This is a genomic window from Aeromonas sp. Y293-4 (genome assembly GCF_027705905.1).
Lineage (GTDB): Bacteria > Pseudomonadota > Gammaproteobacteria > Enterobacterales > Aeromonadaceae > Aeromonas > Aeromonas veronii.
Genome location: NZ_JAPDCI010000005.1, coordinates 241,661 through 257,299, shown reverse-complemented (window position 1 = coordinate 257,299; position 15,639 = coordinate 241,661). Strand labels below are relative to the sequence as shown.

At 61.4% G+C, this 15,639-nt stretch carries 11 protein-coding genes and 2 tRNA genes; 11 read left to right on the top strand and 2 right to left on the bottom strand.

The features are described 5' to 3' along the window. Positions 1-253 precede the first annotated feature (253 nt). Entirely contained in the window at positions 254-1,990 is a 1,737-nt protein-coding gene (gene dauA, locus OKC31_RS08405; RefSeq protein ID WP_069528347.1) for a C4-dicarboxylic acid transporter DauA, read from the bottom strand. Between the two features lie 487 nt (positions 1,991-2,477). Here dauA and OKC31_RS08400 point away from each other — a divergent pair. Further along, positions 2,478-2,553 (top strand) — tRNA-Asn (locus OKC31_RS08400). A 2-nt stretch (positions 2,554-2,555) separates the two neighbouring features. Further along, positions 2,556-2,631, top strand: a tRNA-Asn gene (locus OKC31_RS08395). 225 nt (positions 2,632-2,856) lie between these two features. Here OKC31_RS08395 and OKC31_RS08390 read toward each other — a convergent pair. Then, complete coding sequence (locus tag OKC31_RS08390; protein WP_247822642.1) at positions 2,857-3,846, bottom strand: DUF2860 family protein; 990 nt, start codon at positions 3,844-3,846, stop codon at positions 2,857-2,859. 278 nt (positions 3,847-4,124) lie between these two features. Between OKC31_RS08390 and OKC31_RS08385 the strand changes: the two genes are divergently transcribed. The 9 genes from OKC31_RS08385 to OKC31_RS08345 all read left to right on the top strand — a co-directional run bounded on the left by OKC31_RS08385 (position 4,125) and on the right by OKC31_RS08345 (position 15,636). Beyond that, positions 4,125-4,610: a YqhA family protein gene (locus tag OKC31_RS08385; protein WP_005333692.1), complete on the top strand. Its 486-nt coding sequence runs from the start codon at positions 4,125-4,127 to the stop codon at positions 4,608-4,610. A gap of 128 nt (positions 4,611-4,738) precedes the next feature. After that, the gene (locus OKC31_RS08380) at positions 4,739-5,188 is read left to right on the top strand and encodes a hypothetical protein (protein ID WP_167573098.1); all 450 of its coding nucleotides are present in this window, start codon (positions 4,739-4,741) and stop codon (positions 5,186-5,188) included. A 4-nt stretch (positions 5,189-5,192) separates the two neighbouring features. Then, positions 5,193-8,162: a YncE family protein gene (locus OKC31_RS08375; RefSeq protein ID WP_270656759.1), complete on the top strand. Its 2,970-nt coding sequence runs from the start codon at positions 5,193-5,195 to the stop codon at positions 8,160-8,162. Next, entirely contained in the window at positions 8,162-9,001 is an 840-nt protein-coding gene (locus OKC31_RS08370; protein WP_247822640.1) for an FTR1 family iron permease, read from the top strand. Before OKC31_RS08375 ends, OKC31_RS08370 begins: the two co-directional genes overlap by 1 nt. 102 nt (positions 9,002-9,103) lie before the next feature. Then, positions 9,104-10,528 carry an NAD(P)/FAD-dependent oxidoreductase gene (locus OKC31_RS08365; protein ID WP_270656758.1) on the top strand — a complete coding sequence of 475 codons (1,425 nt, stop codon included), beginning with the start codon at positions 9,104-9,106 and terminating at the stop codon, positions 10,526-10,528. A 34-nt stretch (positions 10,529-10,562) separates the two neighbouring features. Next, on the top strand, positions 10,563-11,123 hold the full coding sequence (locus OKC31_RS08360; RefSeq protein ID WP_270656756.1) for a hypothetical protein: 561 nt from the start codon (positions 10,563-10,565) through the stop codon (positions 11,121-11,123). Between the two features lie 13 nt (positions 11,124-11,136). Further along, entirely contained in the window at positions 11,137-12,558 is a 1,422-nt protein-coding gene (locus OKC31_RS08355) for a hypothetical protein (RefSeq protein ID WP_270656755.1), read from the top strand. A 58-nt stretch (positions 12,559-12,616) separates the two neighbouring features. Further along, a complete protein-coding gene (locus OKC31_RS08350) occupies positions 12,617-14,311 on the top strand; it encodes a hypothetical protein (RefSeq protein WP_247822636.1) in 1,695 nt (564 codons plus the stop codon). 113 nt (positions 14,312-14,424) lie between these two features. Further along, complete coding sequence (locus OKC31_RS08345) at positions 14,425-15,636, top strand: Bcr/CflA family multidrug efflux MFS transporter (RefSeq protein WP_257687467.1); 1,212 nt, start codon at positions 14,425-14,427, stop codon at positions 15,634-15,636. The last annotated feature ends 3 nt before the right edge of the window (positions 15,637-15,639 follow it).

The following is a 15,639-nucleotide window of genomic DNA, read 5'->3' as shown; positions in this document are numbered from 1 at the left end:
TCGAACCCTCGATACGTTGCCGTATACACACTTTCCAGGCGTGCTCCTTCAGCCACTCGGACACCTCACCAAATTTTTACTCATTGCTTTATGTGCTTGAGCTGCACATTCGCTGGCGGACCATGCCGCGGCGACGGGGCGTAATGTAAGGGATACGATGGCTTTTGGTCAATGCAATTTTTTACTTTTTGCGTTCGTTTGCTCAATATCCGAACCAAGTGACCAAAAATATGCCGTTTCGTATCCCTTTCAATCAATTTACTGCCGCTTCGTGCAAATGTTCACCTTTGAGCGCCTCTTCCAGCGAGCCGTAAAATTCCAGCTTGCCGGGCTGAGGTCGCACCTTGGCACGGGCCAGGGTCTTGAGCGGTTGAAACTGCAACTCGGCCACCCGTAACTCGACACCGGCTTTAGCCATCTGCTTGCCAAAGTGGAGGAAGGCAGACAGGCCGCCCGCATCGAGGATGGAAACCGCCTCCATCTGCAACACCAGCACCTGGTGCCCTTTCACTTGCGCTTCCAGCTCGGCAAAGACCCGTTCGGCCGCTGCGAAGAAGAGCGGGCCGTTGATCTTGTAGAGCAGGCCGTTGTCCGGCACCTCATGGGCATAGCGCTTGTGCTCGGCCAAATCGTGCAGTTTGGTCATCTTGGCGATTTCGCGCATAAAGAGCAGGGATGCCAGGATCACCCCGAAAGTGATGGCGATGACCATGTCGAAAATGACGGTGAGCGACAGGCAGACCAGCAGCACCAGCACATCGGATTTGGGGGCGCGACGGATCAGCTCCACCACCTTGTGCGCTTCACTCATGTTCCAGGCCACGATGAGCAGCAAGGCAGCCATGGCCGAGAGCGGCAACCAGGAGAGCCAGGGGGCCAGCACCAGAATGGCAGCCAGCACCACCAGCGCATGAACAATCCCCGAGATAGGGGACGTAGCGCCGGCACGCACGTTGGCGGCAGAGCGGGCGATGGCTGCGGTAGCGGTAATGCCGCCAAAGAAGGGGGCGAAGATGTTGCCAAGCCCCTGCCCCACCAGCTCGGCATTGGAGCTGTGTTTGCGACCGGTCATCCCATCGAGCACCACGGCGCAGAGTAGCGATTCGATCGCCCCCAGCATCGCCATGGAGAAGGCGGCAGGCAGCAGCCGCTCAACAGCCGCCAGGTTCCATTCAACCGGCAAGCCATCCGGTCCGGGCAAGGCCCAGGGCATCACCAGGGTCGGCGCGATGGGCGGGATCCCCATCCCTTGAGTGCCATCGGCCAGGGTATAGCTGAACTTGCTGCCGATGGTGGCCACATCCACCCCAAAGTAATGCAGGCCAAAACCCAGACCCACCCCGACCAGCACCGCGGGCAGGTGGCCGGGCACCGGCAGACGCAGGCGCGGCCAGAGCAGCAGCACGGCCAGTGTTGCGACCCCCACCAGGGTATCGCCCCACTGCCAGCTTGGCAGGGCGGCGGCCAGCGCTTCGACCTTGCCCAGATAGGTTTCCGGCATCTCGGGCACACTCAGGCCAAAGAAGTCCTTGATCTGCAAGGTGGCGATCACGATGGCGATACCACCGGTAAAGCCCAACGTCACTGACGGGGGAATGTACTCGATAAGGCGGCCAAGACGGGCCATCCCCATCGCCACCAGAAAGAGGCCGGAGATGAGCGTCGCCATCAACAGACCACCGACCCCAAACTGCTGGGCGACCGGATAGAGGATCACTACAAAGGCAGCGGTCGGGCCGGAGATGGAGTAGCGGGAGCCACCGGTTACGGCGATCACGATTCCGGCAATGATGGCGGTATAGAGACCGTGTTGCGGCGGCACACCGCTGGCGATGGCCAGTGCCATTGCGAGCGGGATGGCGATGATGCCCACCGTCACACCGGCGATAAGATCACGGCCGAAGCGGGCCATGCTGTAGGGTTCATCAATACAGGACTGGCGTAAGGCTATGGCGAGCTTCACGCTATTTAAAGAGGCTTGCTTGTGCATGTATATCGTAATACCAGAAGAGGGAGATAAAGGCCGGAGAGATCCGGCGCCCGATCATCATCAAGGGCCGGCAGGGCTGTCGACGCGGCGATGGTATCCTGCGTAACCTTACTCCAGACGGGCCATTTTTTCGATGGGCAGGATCAATGAAACGCGCGCTCACCCATTATTTGGCCTATTTGCCGCCAAATCGCCGATCTTGGCTCCTGCTCTCCCCCTTTTTGCCACAAAGATTACCATTTGAGTCTCATCGAGTTGCCAGCACGTTCGCGACATCATGCTGTCATCATCAGGTTGATGCGAACCGAACCAATGCCCCCTGCGCCGGTTGGGGGGAGCGATGGCAAGGGACTGATTGTGCTGAAAATAAACCGCAAAGCGCAACTTTTGGGCAAACAATCCGAAAATCCGGTTTTCGGGAAATTCGCGGGTTGACACCCGCCGCCCTGGTCATTAATATTCGCCCCGTCTTAACGAGACAGGCAATTCCTCCTTAGTTCAGTCGGTAGAACGGCGGACTGTTAATCCGTATGTCACTGGTTCAAGTCCAGTAGGAGGAGCCAATTCCCTCGTAGTTCAGTCGGTAGAACGGCGGACTGTTAATCCGTATGTCACAGGTTCAAGTCCTGTCGAGGGAGCCAAATTCTAAAGCCCAGCCTTTTGGCTGGGCTTTTTCGTATCTGCTGTTCGCCCCCTTCCCTATCACGCGCGCCCTTCAAATGCCCTCTGTCATAACGTCTCTTGTCTGCATGTGATGACCAACCTGCATACAGCTTGAATTGTCCATTGAGCTCTATCCCATAAACAATAGAGCTGGATTGACCAGCCCCTGTGTGTACACCTCATCTCGCTGCCGGATGCCGGGATCAGAAACGGTAGAGCAGGCCCGTGGTGATGCTGGTGGCGCGAATGTCGTAAAAGTCGATCCAGGAGTCTGCATTGGCGTAGCTGGCGCTCAGGAGTGCAGAGAGCGGCGCAATGCCAAACAGCTGGTGCCAGAAGAGGGTGGCATCGATGGCCATGTCGCGGCTGTCGGCACGCTGGCCAAACAGCGGGTTGGCCTCGCCATAGTCGCGCTTGCCCAGATAGAGGTTGCTGATGAACGACCAGCGGGGCGAGGTTTTGGCGTACGTGAGCTGTAACCCCTTGCTCACATAAGACTCGGCACTGCCCGCCAGATCAGCCTTCTCATAGCGCACTGCTGGCTCGAGGAACTGATCGTCTGTTAGCCGGAACTGGTAGGAGACCTCGGCGGAGTTGACCCGGCCATTGCGATCCAGCATATCCATCACAGCGCGACCATATTGCTCGCCGCTGGACTCCCCATCCACCTTGACGTCTCGGCTGGTGATGCTGCCCCTGAGCGCACTGCCCCAGATGTTGTCCCACGCCAGACGGGCGCCGCGGGCTCGCACGTCACTGTCCTGACGAGCTACACCCACCGCAAAGGGATCGCGCCAGACCTTGACCGGGGTGGCATTGAACACCAGCGAACCGGCCACGATCCCCTTGTCCCCCAGCTGCTGGCGCAGCCCGAACTGCTGGGTACCGTCGCCGCGAATGGCATCCTGAATGAGATTGCCCAAAAACAGCTGGCTACCGGTGGAGGCAAAGGTGTAGCGCAGATCCCCGTTGATCACCGGATCAAGGTGGCGCTGCTGCGCCGCAGCACCCAAAGCGTCAATACGCTCGCTACCTGCACTCCCCGTGGCAAAATTGGACTTGCTCTCGCCAACGCTGGCCCCCGCCAGCACGCTGCCGGAAAAGCCAGATTCCTCAGGAATGGCTCCCAGAGCTTCAGCCTGAACCCCGCTTGCAACCAGCATCCCCATACTCAACAGCAGACCAATACGCATCGCAACACTCCTGGCAAGCGGCCACTCTCGGTGGACCGAGCCTGATAAATAGGAGGGAGGCAGTCGCCCCCCTGAATTGAGAAGCGGCATGTTACGGCAGGGAAAAATCACAAATAAGACAGCGGGATGCGGTTTTATTTTTTATGATGGCTTTTTATTTTTTTATAGGCGCAAGCAGGGGGCGACCCGGCATAATCAGTCCCCACGGCCTTGCAACGCTGCGGGCTGCTCGCGCCATACTCACTCTATTTACCCCTGTTCCCAACATCGGAGTTCTCATGCGTCGATTCAATTTCATGCTCAATGGCAGCAGATTGATGATGTTCCCCTTCTACATTGGCATTCTCATCTGCGTGGTATTGCTGATGGTGAAGTTTGCCATGCAGCTCTATCAGCTTTCTGTAAACATTTTCGAGATCCCCTATCTGGATCTCATTACCGGCGTGCTGACCCTGGTGGACTTTATACTGGTGGCCCAGATGCTGATCTTGGTTGCTATCTGTGGCTATGTGCAATTTATCCAGACGGAAGAGCAGCGCGCCTCCCTTAGCAGCAACTGGCTTAGCAAGATCAACTTTGCCTCCCTCAAGCTCATCGTCATCAACTCGCTGGTGACTATTGCCGGAGTGGAGGTGCTCAAGGCGTTTCTCGAAGATGGCATCATCAATGAAGTCGATATGAAGTGGTCCGTGGTGGTGTTTCTCGCCTTCTCGCTGGCCGCACTCATCTATGCGGTGACCGAGCGGATGGCGGAGCATAAATAGTCGAGTTTGATCACTGTGCTTGTTCAGCCTTGATTCACCAGCAATACAATTGATAACACTTTTCATTACTCTTACTGCGTTATAAACTTGCTCCCCCCGGGCTGCCCCGCCCGGGTGCTGGAGCCTTTATGACAAGCCTTTCTCTCTCACCCCGACAATTCTGGCAGTGGCTGGCCTACCACCATCAGGCCGCCGAGGGCACCCTCTATCTGATGTTCTTCTCCGGCCTGCTGCTGTGGGAACCGCTGACCCCGCTCTGGTCGCTGGCGCGCTGGAATCTGTTCTTGCATGTGATGCTCTCGCTCACCCTGTTCCCGCTGCTATTTGGCGCCTTCTGGCTCTCCCATCGCAGCTTGTTGAATCGCAGCAACAAACCCTTTTTGCGCACCACGGGGCGGATTATCGAAGCCCTGCTGTTGGTCTGTCTGGCCAGCGGCCTGCTGCTGGTGCTGCATGGCACTCCGGGCGATGCCACGGGCAACCTCGCCAGCTGGGCCCACTGGCTGAGCGCATTGGCGTTAACTCCTCTGGTGCTGCGCCACGCCTGGCGCTGGACCATCTTGAAATGGCGCACCTGATCTTATGTTGAAGTTGTTGTTATCCCTGATGTTGACCGCTCTGCTGCTGGGGACCGCCTCGGCCCAGGAGATGGGCACCGCCATGATTGCCTATGACGAGGGGAACGCCCCGCGCCTCGTCACCGCCAACCTGAGCGCAGGCTCGGTCACCCTGCTGGAGCGCGATAGCGGAAAGCGCCTAAAAGAGGTGCAGCTGGGGGGCGATCTGCGCCAGCTGGCCCGTGCCGATGACGGTACCATGCTGGTCACCGACTACAGCGGCGATCGCCTGTTGCTGCTGGATGATGATCTCGATCTGGAAAAGGCGATCCCCACCGGCCATAGACCCTACGGGGTCATCTTCGATGCCAAACGGCAGTGGTTCTGGGTCACGCTGTTCGAATCCGCTCGCCTGCAGGCCTATGACACCACAGGCAACCTCAAGCTGGATGCAGAAACCGCCGAGACTCCCCGTGGACTGGCCCTGACCGACGACGATCGCCTGCTGCTCACCCACGCCATGACCGGCCAGCTCGCCATCTATGATCTCGCCAAGCTTGGCCACGGCGCCAAGGGATCTTCGCTTCCCAAGCCCAAACTCATTACCCTGGCCGAGACCCATAGCGACACGCCGAGCGACTCCCAGGGATTGCCGCGCCTGCTCGATGGCATCGCCCTCTCCCCCGATGGCAGCGAGGCCTGGCTGCCCCATGTGCTGTGGAGCTTCGATCACCCCTTCCAGTTTCAGAGCACCGTCTTTCCGGCCGTCTCCATCATCGATCTCGATGAGGAGAAAGAGCGGGTCGATGAAAGAAAACAGCTCTTTTTGCAGATCAACCTGCCAAGCGTCGGCAACCGCAGCCAGATCGTCTCCAACCCCTTCGCGGCGCGCTTCACCGCCGATGGCAAGCGGGTCTATCTGACGCTGGCGGGCTCGGAAGATCTGCTGGTGTTTGATCTCTCCCGCAGCGGCAAGTCCAACAACAACCGCCACCGCCGCAAGAAGTTTCAGGGGGGCGCCAAGGCGACCCAGCTCTTGCGCCACCTGCCGGGCCAGAATCCGCGGGACTTGCTAATCGATGGCGACCATATTCTGGTGCACAACGCCATGGGGCAGGATCTCACCCGCCTCAATAGCGGCGGCAGCGGCCCGTTTGCCCGGGTCACCGTCGATGTGCCCCACTTTGCCAAGCTGGTAGAGACAGATCCGCGCCCCGAGCCGCTTCAGCGCGGCGAGCGGCTGTTCAACCTTGGTAACACAGCGTCCAACTCACGCTTCCCCATGGCGGGGGACAACTGGATGAGCTGCAACTCCTGCCATCTGGATGGGTTCAATTTCACCAACCGCTATCTGATGGCGGCCCATCGCCAGAAGAGCGGCGACAACGCCATCAACGGCCACGCCAACCTCACCAACATGGTGGCGGGGGATTTTGTCGGCGAATACCTGCGCATGACCCAGCAGACCCAGGGCGGCATGGGCCATGACACCCGCGATGGGGCCGAGGCAGTTGACCCCGCGATGCCCCAACCGGAAGTGAAAGCGATGATGGAGGACTTACACGCCTTCGTCACCGCCGATGGCAACCTCCCCTATCTCGCCAACTGGCTGCGACTCGATGCCCTGCGCACGGATCCCGCCAAGGCGCCGACCACTCACCCGAAAGAGTGGCTCAACTCCGCCTCCTGCCAGAACTGCCACCAACAGGCCTTCAAGGACTGGAGCGAGAGCAACCACCGGCTGATGGGCAACTCCCACCCCTACTACAAGGTGGTGCAGGCGCTGGCCCGCGAAACCGAAGGGGAAGCGTTTGGCCAGTGGTGCCAGGGCTGCCATATGCCCCAGCAGGTGATGACAGGCCAGCTGGACCTGCCCAAGGGCTCCCACATGTTCGAGCAAGGTGGCGCCTCGCTGATTGCCGCCCACAAGGCGGGCGAACCTGTGGTTGAGGAAGGGACCGGTTGCGTGCTCTGCCATCGCATCACCAAGGTAGAAGACGCGGGCGGCAACAGCGCCTTTACCGTGAATTTGAAAGACCGCGAGAGCTATGTGTTCGAGGATGCCCCGGGCGGCAGCCTTAAGCACTGGCTGGCCGAGCGGCAGATCAACGCCCGTCCGGCGGCCCACAAAGCCTCCTATCAGAAGGATTTCTACCGCGACGCGGCCCTGTGCAAGTCGTGCCACAACGAGTTTGCCCCGGGCACCGGCGCCAATATCGTCAACACCTGGGACGAGTGGGAAAAATCCAGCTTTGCGAACGCGGAGGATCCCGCCAAACGGCGCACCTGCATCGACTGCCATATGAACCCGGAGCCGGGTAACGGCGGTGCGCCGGTCGCGGGTCAATCCACTGAAAACGGCACCATGAAAGCGCGGCTCTATCGCCACAACTTTACCGGCGCCCAGCACCAGCTGGTGGGGCTGCGTAATCCTGCACTTGAACAGGAGAGCCTGGCGCTCTTGCGCTCCAGCGCTACCCTCTCCGCCCGTATCGAACAGGCTGCCGATAGCCAACAGCTGGTGGTGCGGGTCACCAATACCGGCGCAGGCCATGCCCTGCCCACCGGAGTGGCCGATTTTCGTGAACTCTGGCTGGAGCTGACCGTCACCGACGCCAGCGGCAAGCTGGTGCTTGCCAGCGGCCAGCCGGTGGATGGTGCCGTCCCTGAAGATGCGCGACTGTTTCGCAAAGTGTTCGGTGATGCCGAGGGCAAGCCGGTGGGGCTCAAGTTCTGGCGCTACGCCAAACTGCTGGAAGATACCCGCATTCCGGCCGATGGCTGGCGCGATGAAGTCTGGTCGCTGCCCGCAGAAGCCCAAGGGCCCTTCAAGGCCGATATCAAACTCAATTTCCGCACCTACCCCAAGTGGGTCAATGATGCGGTGCGCGCCGCCGAGCCCAGCTTGCCGGAGCCACCCATAGTGCAACTCAATCGGCTGCAACTGACCCTGCGGCCTCTCCCCGTCACGCCTGCAACGGAGCCTCAATCCTGATGTTTGCAAGTTTTCTCATTACCCTGCGCGAGGGGCTGGAAGCCTTCCTGCTGGTCGGCATCTGCCTCTCCTACCTCGCCAAGCTGGGGGCGAGCCGCTACAACAAGTTCATCTATCTGGGGGTGGGGCTCGGCCTTATCGCCTCCCTTGTCGTCGCCTTCCTGTTCCAGGTGGTGGTGAGCCAGTTCGAGAGCGAGCGCTACAACCACCTCTTGATGGCGGGGATCCTCATCTTCGCCACGTTGGTGCTCACATATATGGCGATCTGGATGCAAAAACAGGCCAAATCCCAGGTGGGGGCCATGACGGCGCGCATCGATGCAGCCATCGATGGCGGCAACCTGTTTGGTCTGGTGCTGCTCGCCTTCCTAGCGGTGATGCGCGAAGGGTTTGAAACCGTGCTCTTCTTCTCCGCCCTGCTCTATTCGGGGCAAGGGGTGGATCTGCAATCCGGCATGATTGGCGCGCTGGCGGGGCTGCTGGTCTCCATCGCGCTGGTGTGGGGGCTGCTGCGCTCCACCCGCAAGGTGGCGCTGGCTCCCTTCTTCCGCTGGACGGGCCTGCTTATCATCATCATCGCCGCAGGCTTGCTCTCGTCCGCCGTCAACATGTTGCAGGCGGCAGATATCATCACCTTCTGGACCACGCCGGTGTTCGACATCAGCCACATTCTCGACGATCAGGGGGTATTTGGTACCTTCCTGCGCGCCCTGTTTGGCTACAATGCCTCACCCGCTGGCTTGCAGCTGCTGACCTGGGCCCTCTATCTGGCGATCTTCGTTACCCTCTGGCAGCGCAGCTATCACCCGCAGGTAAGTGCCGCGACTGGCAAGGGCTGAGCCAACACGCCCTGTGGCAACAAGGCCACGGGGTAACAACACTATTCGGGGGCCGCGCCTTGGCGCGGTTTCCTGATCTATCAAGTAGTTTTGGAATAGGTCATGAGCGATAACAACAAGAAAAGCATTGCAGTGCTGGGCGCTGGCCCCGCCGGTTTGATGGCGGCCTGGCGCCTGCGCTGCGCCGGTTTTGCAGTCACCCTGTTCGAGCAGGAGCCGGTGGTCGGCGGCATGTGCGCCACCCAGACCTTCAAGGGGCGCGACGGCGAGTATCGCTTCGACTACGGCGGGCACCGCTTTATCACCAAGAACCCCGAGCTGCTCGCCTTTATCGACGAGCTGATGGGGGACGACCTGCTCCACGCCGAGCGCAAGAGCGTTATCCGCTTTGGCGGGCGCACCTATGACTACCCATTGAACCTGCCCAACCTGCTCAAGACGGCGCCGCTCGCCCTGATGGCCGGGGCGGTAAAAGACTTGCTGCTGTTGCCCTTTAGCAAGAAGCCGGATGATTTTGCCAAGGCGAGCTTTGCCGAGTGGATCCAGAGTCACTTCGGCCGCACCCTCTATCGCCAGTTCTTCGAGGGCTACACCGGCAAGCTGTGGGGTATCAACCCGGACAAGCTCTCCGCCGACTGGGCCGGTCAGCGCATCAGCCTCATCGATTTGAAAGACGTGGCGCGCCGCCTGCTGCCAAGACGCAACGGCAGTATCTCGGTGCGCACCTATGCCCGCAAATACCGCTACCCCAAATATGGCTTCGGCCAGATCTTCACCACTCTGGGGGAGCGGCTGGTGGCAGAGGGCGTTGAGCTCAAAACCGGCGCCACCATCACCCGCCTTGAGCAGGCTGATGACCGCATCGAGCGGGTGTATTGGAAACAAGATGACATTGAGCAGAGCGAGCGCTTTGATCAGGTGATCTCCACCCTGCCGCTGCCGCTCACCTGCCAGCATCTGGGCTTACCGTGCGATCTGCACTACCGGTCGCTTCGCTTCGTCAATATGCCGTTGAAACAGGAGAACCTGTCGGACAACACCTGGCAGTACCTCTCCGACCCCCATATTCTGGCCACCCGCCTGCAGGAGCCGCGCCGCCGCAGCCCCTTTATGGCGCCCCAGGGCCAGACCTCGGTGATGCTGGAGATCCCCTGCAATCCGGGGGATGCCACCTGGCAGGCGCCGCTCTCTGATCTGCGCGGTCGGGTTACCGCTGATCTCGCGAGCCTCGGCGTCGATACCGCCAAGCTTGGCGATGAAACTTTTGAAGCGCGTAGCGAATACGCCTATCCGCTGATGGATCTCGGCTATCAGGCGCGCCGCAACGAAGCCATCAAGGCGCTGATGCCCATCACAAACCTCATCATGACCGGCCGTCAGGGGACATTCCGCTACATCTTCACCGACACCGCCATGGAGATGGGTATGATGGCCGCCGACATGGTGATCGACGGGGTGGACAGACGTCACGCCATCTTTAACCATCGCAACGAAAATACCGTGATCGAAACCCAGAGCGTGGCCTGAGTGCCGCGCCATTGGCATAAGTAAGGAGAACAGGATGACCATCCGCCCGGGTTTACTCGCCCTCACCCTGCTGCTGACACTCAGCGGGCAGGCGCAGGCTTACTCCTACGCCGCCGCCGGCAAGGAGCCACTGATCGACGCCCGCGAAGCGCTGCTGGGCGCCGCCACTGACGGCAAGGATGCCAGCGCTACCTTGAGCGAGATTGCCGACGAGCTGACCTATCTGGAACAGCACCACAAGGTGGCGCTGCAAGGGCCGCTGGCCGCCGCCATCAAGGCCAAAGACGCTGCCGCCACCGCCGCCCTGCTCAATCGCGCCTACAAGGCGGAGATCGAGCGCCGCCTCGAAGGGGCCAGCCAGAATCTTGGCGACTACCAGACCGCCAAGGTGCTGGTGGTCAAGAGCAAGCGCTTCCTCGATCTGATCCTCCCCTCCCTTAGCGAGGGGGATCGCAAGGCGGCCGAACAGGCGTTGGCCAAGGTGCTGGATGCCATCGGCAACCCGGGGGTATTCGGGGTGGGCGCCAAGCCCGCCGACGCCGCCGCCTTTGCCGCAGCGGAAAAAGCGCTGATGGCCGTGCTGGCGCCGCTTTGATGGCCTCTCATCGATGATGACAGCCCCCCTCATCCCCAACCCTTCTCCCGCAAGGGGAGAAGGGGGGCGTCACCACGGCCGATTACGCTTCGCTAATCGACCCTACTTGCTGATCCTGCTGCAACTGGCCTGGCTCGGCTGGCTGCTAGCCTTCCCTGTGGCGCTCGATTCCGACGATGCCCTCAATTTCGCCCACGGGGTGACGCACTTTAGCGTGCTGGAGTTCTCCCCCCACTTTCCGGGCTACCCCGCCTTTATCTGGCTGGCGCGGCTGATCAATCTGCTGGTAGACGATCCGGCACGTGCGGTGCAGTGGGCAAGCCTGCTCGGGAGCAGTTTGCTGGCACCGCTCGCCGCCTTGCTGGCGGTAAGGCTGTGGCAACAGCCCAGCCTTTTGGCCCCAGTCTGGCTGCTGGTACTGGCACTGCCGCTCACCCCGACGCTGGCGCTCTCCAGCCTTTCGGACGGACCCGCGCTCGCCGTCTGGCTCGGGACGCTGCTGGCCTTGCAGCAGCGCAGAATTGCGCTGGCGGGTCTGCTGCTGGGCCTTATGCTGGCGCTGCGCCCCTCCTATTTTGTGCTGGCCCTGCTGCCCCTTTGGCTCGGGCTGGCGCAGCAGGGCACGCAAGTCAGGTTTGTGCTCCCCATCGCACTGGTTGGACTTATCAGCCTGCTGTTTGTCTGGCAGGCCGATGGCTGGGCCTACTTCAGCGAAGGGCGGCGCTTTACCGATGGCCACTTTACCCTGTGGGGCAACACGGCGGCGGCCCATGGCGATCGGCTGCTGAGCTGGGCGCGCACCTTCAACGATCAGCTCACCCCGCTTTGGCCCTTGGCTGTTGGGGCGCTGCTGGTACTGCCGCTTTGGCAAAGATCAAAAAACCACACTGCCGCCCTCTCGCCGCTCTGGACGATCTACTGGCTCGCCCTGCTGCTCTGGACCCTGTTTGGCCAGAACCCTGACAATCCCCGCCATCTGGCCCCCGTCACCCTGCTCGGTATCGTGCTGCTGGCAGGTTGGCTGCCGCGCCGTGGCGAGGGGGTGGTCGCGGTGGCCGGATTGCTGCTGCTCGGCGTAACCTTTACCCTGCCCCGTCCACCCGCCATGGTGCAGGCAGCAAGGCTCGCAGAAAAAGCGTGTCCGGCATTGGTGACCCAGTGGGGAGTGCGGCTGCTGCGGGAGACCACAGCCTTGGCCGTCACCGATGGCTGGTACAAGGGGGATGCGGCGCTGGCACTCTCTCAGGGAGCCTGCCGCCTCAGTCGCAGCCCCATCGCCGCGAACGAAATGCCCAGCGCGGTGCGCCAGCACTGGTTTGCCCCACGCTTTGCCGCCGAGCCCGGACTCTGGCTCGCCATTCCCTCGCTGCAGACACCCCATAGGAAAAGTGACAAGAGACATATAAAGAGCACAAAAATCCACCAAGGCAACTAAAAAAGAGGGGAACAACTCGGGTACACTCACAGCGAATCCATAACAGACGAGTCTCCTTATGCGTGTAACCAGAGAGTGGCTGTGGGTTTTGTCGGTGCTGACCGGGGCCTGTGCCCTCCTGTTGCTACCATTCTGGCTGCGCGGCGGCAGTCAGGGCCATGATCTGTTTCACCACCTGCTCTCCGGTCACTTCTTTGCCGTGCAACTGTGGCAAGGTGAACTCTATCCGCGCTGGTTGATGGAGATGAACGGCGCCTTCGGCAGCCCGGTCTTTTTCTTCTATCCCCCCCTGCCCTACTATGTGAGCGCACTGTTCGCCGGCCCCACCCCACTGGCCCACGAGGCGATGACGCCGCTGCTCTGGAGCAGCAGCGTGGCACTCTGGCTCTCCGGCCTGTTTGCCTATCTCTGGTTGCGCCCCTTTGCCGGCCACGGACGGGCGCTGGCCGCCAGTCTGCTCTATATGGCGCTGCCCTATCATCTGGCCATCGATATCTACGCTCGCTTTGCCCTGGCGGAGAGCTGGGCCTTTGTCTGGGCACCGCTGGCACTGCTGGCGCAGGATCGCCTCTGCCGCGGCGCCCCCTCTGCGCTACTGCTGCTCGCACTGGCCGTCTCCATGCTGACGCTTTCCCATCTACCAAGCACCCTGCTCATTCTGGGCTTGCTCACCCTGCGCAGCCTGCTGCTGGTCTGGCGCTACAAGGGGAGCACAGCGCTTGTCAGTGTCCCTGTCACCGCCTCCCCGCTCATTGGCACCCTGCTGGGCCAGCTCTGGGGGTTGGCGATGGCCAGCCTGTTGCTGCTGCCCGCTCTGCTCGATCAGGGGGGGATCTCCATGGAGCAGATGCGCACCGGCATGTTCGAATTTCAGCGCAACTTTCTCGATCGTTTGCCCCAAAGCCGTGATGACTGGCGCTTTCGCGGCCATCTCGCCTGGCTGACGCTGCTCACCCTGGCTCTGCTGCTGGTAGCTTGGGCTGCCGCCCGCGAGCCGCGCCATCCCGAGTTGCTGCTCTGGGGGGTCATTGGCACCCTGAGCTTTCTGATGATGCTGCCACCAAGCGAGCCCCTGTGGCGCCTGCTCACTCCGTTGCAACTGGTGCAATTTCCCTGGCGCCTAAATCTGCTGCTGGTCATCGCTACCGTCGCCGTGGTGGCGCTGGGTACCCCCACCTATCGCCCGTGGCAGTGGGTCTGGTGGCTACTGCTTGCCCTCACCCTGCTCTCGCAGGGACTCTATGTACGCGAGGCGCCGCTCACCCAGGCTCCCGTAAAGAGTCAGCTCGACGGGGAGTTCGACAGCAAGCGCAGCGCCCGCGAATACCGGCCAAAGCAGGTGCCACGCGGCATGTTTGCCCCCACCCTGCTGGCCTGGAAAGAGGAATTCCAGCCCGCCATCACCAGCGACCATCAGGGGGTGAACTGGCAGATCCTGCGCTGGCAGCCTCGTCATATTGAATTGACGGTGGATGCCCCGGCGCCCGCCAAACTGATCCTGCACCAATTTGACTACCCGGGCTGGCAGGCAAGGCTCGACCAGCATCTGCCCCTTAGCGTCAGCAGCACCGGCAACGGCCTGGTGCAAGTCTGGGTGCCCGCCGGACAACATAATCTCACCTTTACCCTCACCGCCCGCTGGCCGGAGCGGCTCGGTTACGCCATCTCGTTGCTGGCCTGGCTGCTCTGGCTGGGGGGAGTGATCCGCGCAGTGCGCCGACATGACCGCAAGCGTGCCCCCCAAGGAGCCTGAGCGGCCAGGCACCTCCCCCTTTTGAGGGGGCAGGAACGTCATGCCGAGCGGGGGCAAACCTGATAGACTCGCCCTTCTCCCTTTTTCAACCAAGGTTCACCAGCGGATACCCTATGCCCCAATCGCCAACAGCTCAGGCTGCCGCCCTCTCCCCCCGTTTCCTGTTTATCCTGCTGGGTGCCCTGGCGGGTCTGACCCCGCTGGCGGTGGATATGTATCTGCCCGCCATTCCGGCCATCGCACGGGATCTGGCCACCAGCATCGACGGCGCCCAGCTCACCATCAGCGCCTTTCTGGGCGGCTTTGCCATCGGCCAACTCTTCTACGGCCCGCTGGCCGACAGCTATGGCCGCAAGCCGGTGATCCTGGCGGGGCTGGTGATGTTTGCCATCGCCTCGGTGGGCTGCGCCATGGCGGACTCCCTGCCTGAGTTGCTGGCCTATCGGATGTTGCAAGCGGCGGGCGGCGCGGCGGGTTCTGTGGTGGTCAATGCCCTGCTGCGCGATCTGTTCGAGAAGGATGCATTTTCTCGCGCCATGTCGTTCGTCATTCTGGTGATGACGCTCGCGCCGCTGGTAGCGCCGGTGGTGGGCGGCTATATCAGTGCCCACGCCGACTGGCGGGTCATCTTCTGGCTGCTGGTGGGGATCAGCCTGCTGATCTGTGTGGTGATGCAGTGGAAAATTCAGGAGACCCTGAAACCGGAGCACCGTCAGCCCCTTAATCTGGGCCAGATCCTCAAGAACTACTGGGGGGTGCTCTCCCATCGCGGCGCCATGGGTTATGTGCTGTGCGGCTCCCTCTCCAGCTCCGGCATGTTCGCTTTCTTAAGCGGCTCCCCTTACGTCTATATCGAGTATTTCAAGGTGCCGACCGAGCACTACGGCTGGCTGTTTGGCCTCAATATTCTGCTGATGATGGTGGTCACCTTCGTCAACAGCCGACTGGTCAAAGGAGTGGGTGCCGAGCGGATGCTGCAATACGGTCTGCTGGTGCTGCCCTGCGCGGGCGCCCTGCTGGTCTACAACGCCTGGAGCCAGACCGGCGGCCTGTGGGGCATCGTCATTCCGGTGGTGCTGTTTGTCGGCCATATCAGTCTGGTGGGCGCCAACGCCATGACCGGCCTGATGGGCCACTTCCCCCAATCTGCGGGCACCGCATCGGCACTGGCGGGCACCCTGCGCTTTGGCATCGGCGCCCTGGTCGGCATTCTGGTCAACCTCAATCCGCCCCACTCGCCGCTGCCCATGGCCATCGCCATCGCCTGCTGCGGCGTGGGTTCCACTCTGAGTTACTGGCTGCTGACCGGCAAGCGAGGCGATTGATCC

Excerpts from the sequence above, each read along its gene's own strand:
- OKC31_RS08355 (WP_270656755.1), top strand. The coding sequence starts at position 11,137 with ATGATGACAGCCCCCCTCATCCCCAACCCTTCTCCCGCAAGGGGAGAA.
- OKC31_RS08345 (WP_257687467.1), top strand. The coding sequence starts at position 14,425 with ATGCCCCAATCGCCAACAGCTCAGGCTGCCGCCCTCTCCCCCCGTTTC.
- OKC31_RS08370 (WP_247822640.1), top strand. The coding sequence starts at position 8,162 with ATGTTTGCAAGTTTTCTCATTACCCTGCGCGAGGGGCTGGAAGCCTTC.
- OKC31_RS08380 (WP_167573098.1), top strand. The coding sequence starts at position 4,739 with ATGACAAGCCTTTCTCTCTCACCCCGACAATTCTGGCAGTGGCTGGCC.
- OKC31_RS08350 (WP_247822636.1), top strand. The coding sequence starts at position 12,617 with ATGCGTGTAACCAGAGAGTGGCTGTGGGTTTTGTCGGTGCTGACCGGG.
- OKC31_RS08365 (WP_270656758.1), top strand. The coding sequence starts at position 9,104 with ATGAGCGATAACAACAAGAAAAGCATTGCAGTGCTGGGCGCTGGCCCC.
- OKC31_RS08385 (WP_005333692.1), top strand. The coding sequence starts at position 4,125 with ATGCGTCGATTCAATTTCATGCTCAATGGCAGCAGATTGATGATGTTC.
- OKC31_RS08360 (WP_270656756.1), top strand. The coding sequence starts at position 10,563 with ATGACCATCCGCCCGGGTTTACTCGCCCTCACCCTGCTGCTGACACTC.
- dauA (WP_069528347.1), bottom strand. The coding sequence starts at position 1,990 with ATGCACAAGCAAGCCTCTTTAAATAGCGTGAAGCTCGCCATAGCCTTA.
- OKC31_RS08390 (WP_247822642.1), bottom strand. The coding sequence starts at position 3,846 with ATGCGTATTGGTCTGCTGTTGAGTATGGGGATGCTGGTTGCAAGCGGG.
- OKC31_RS08375 (WP_270656759.1), top strand. The coding sequence starts at position 5,193 with ATGTTGAAGTTGTTGTTATCCCTGATGTTGACCGCTCTGCTGCTGGGG.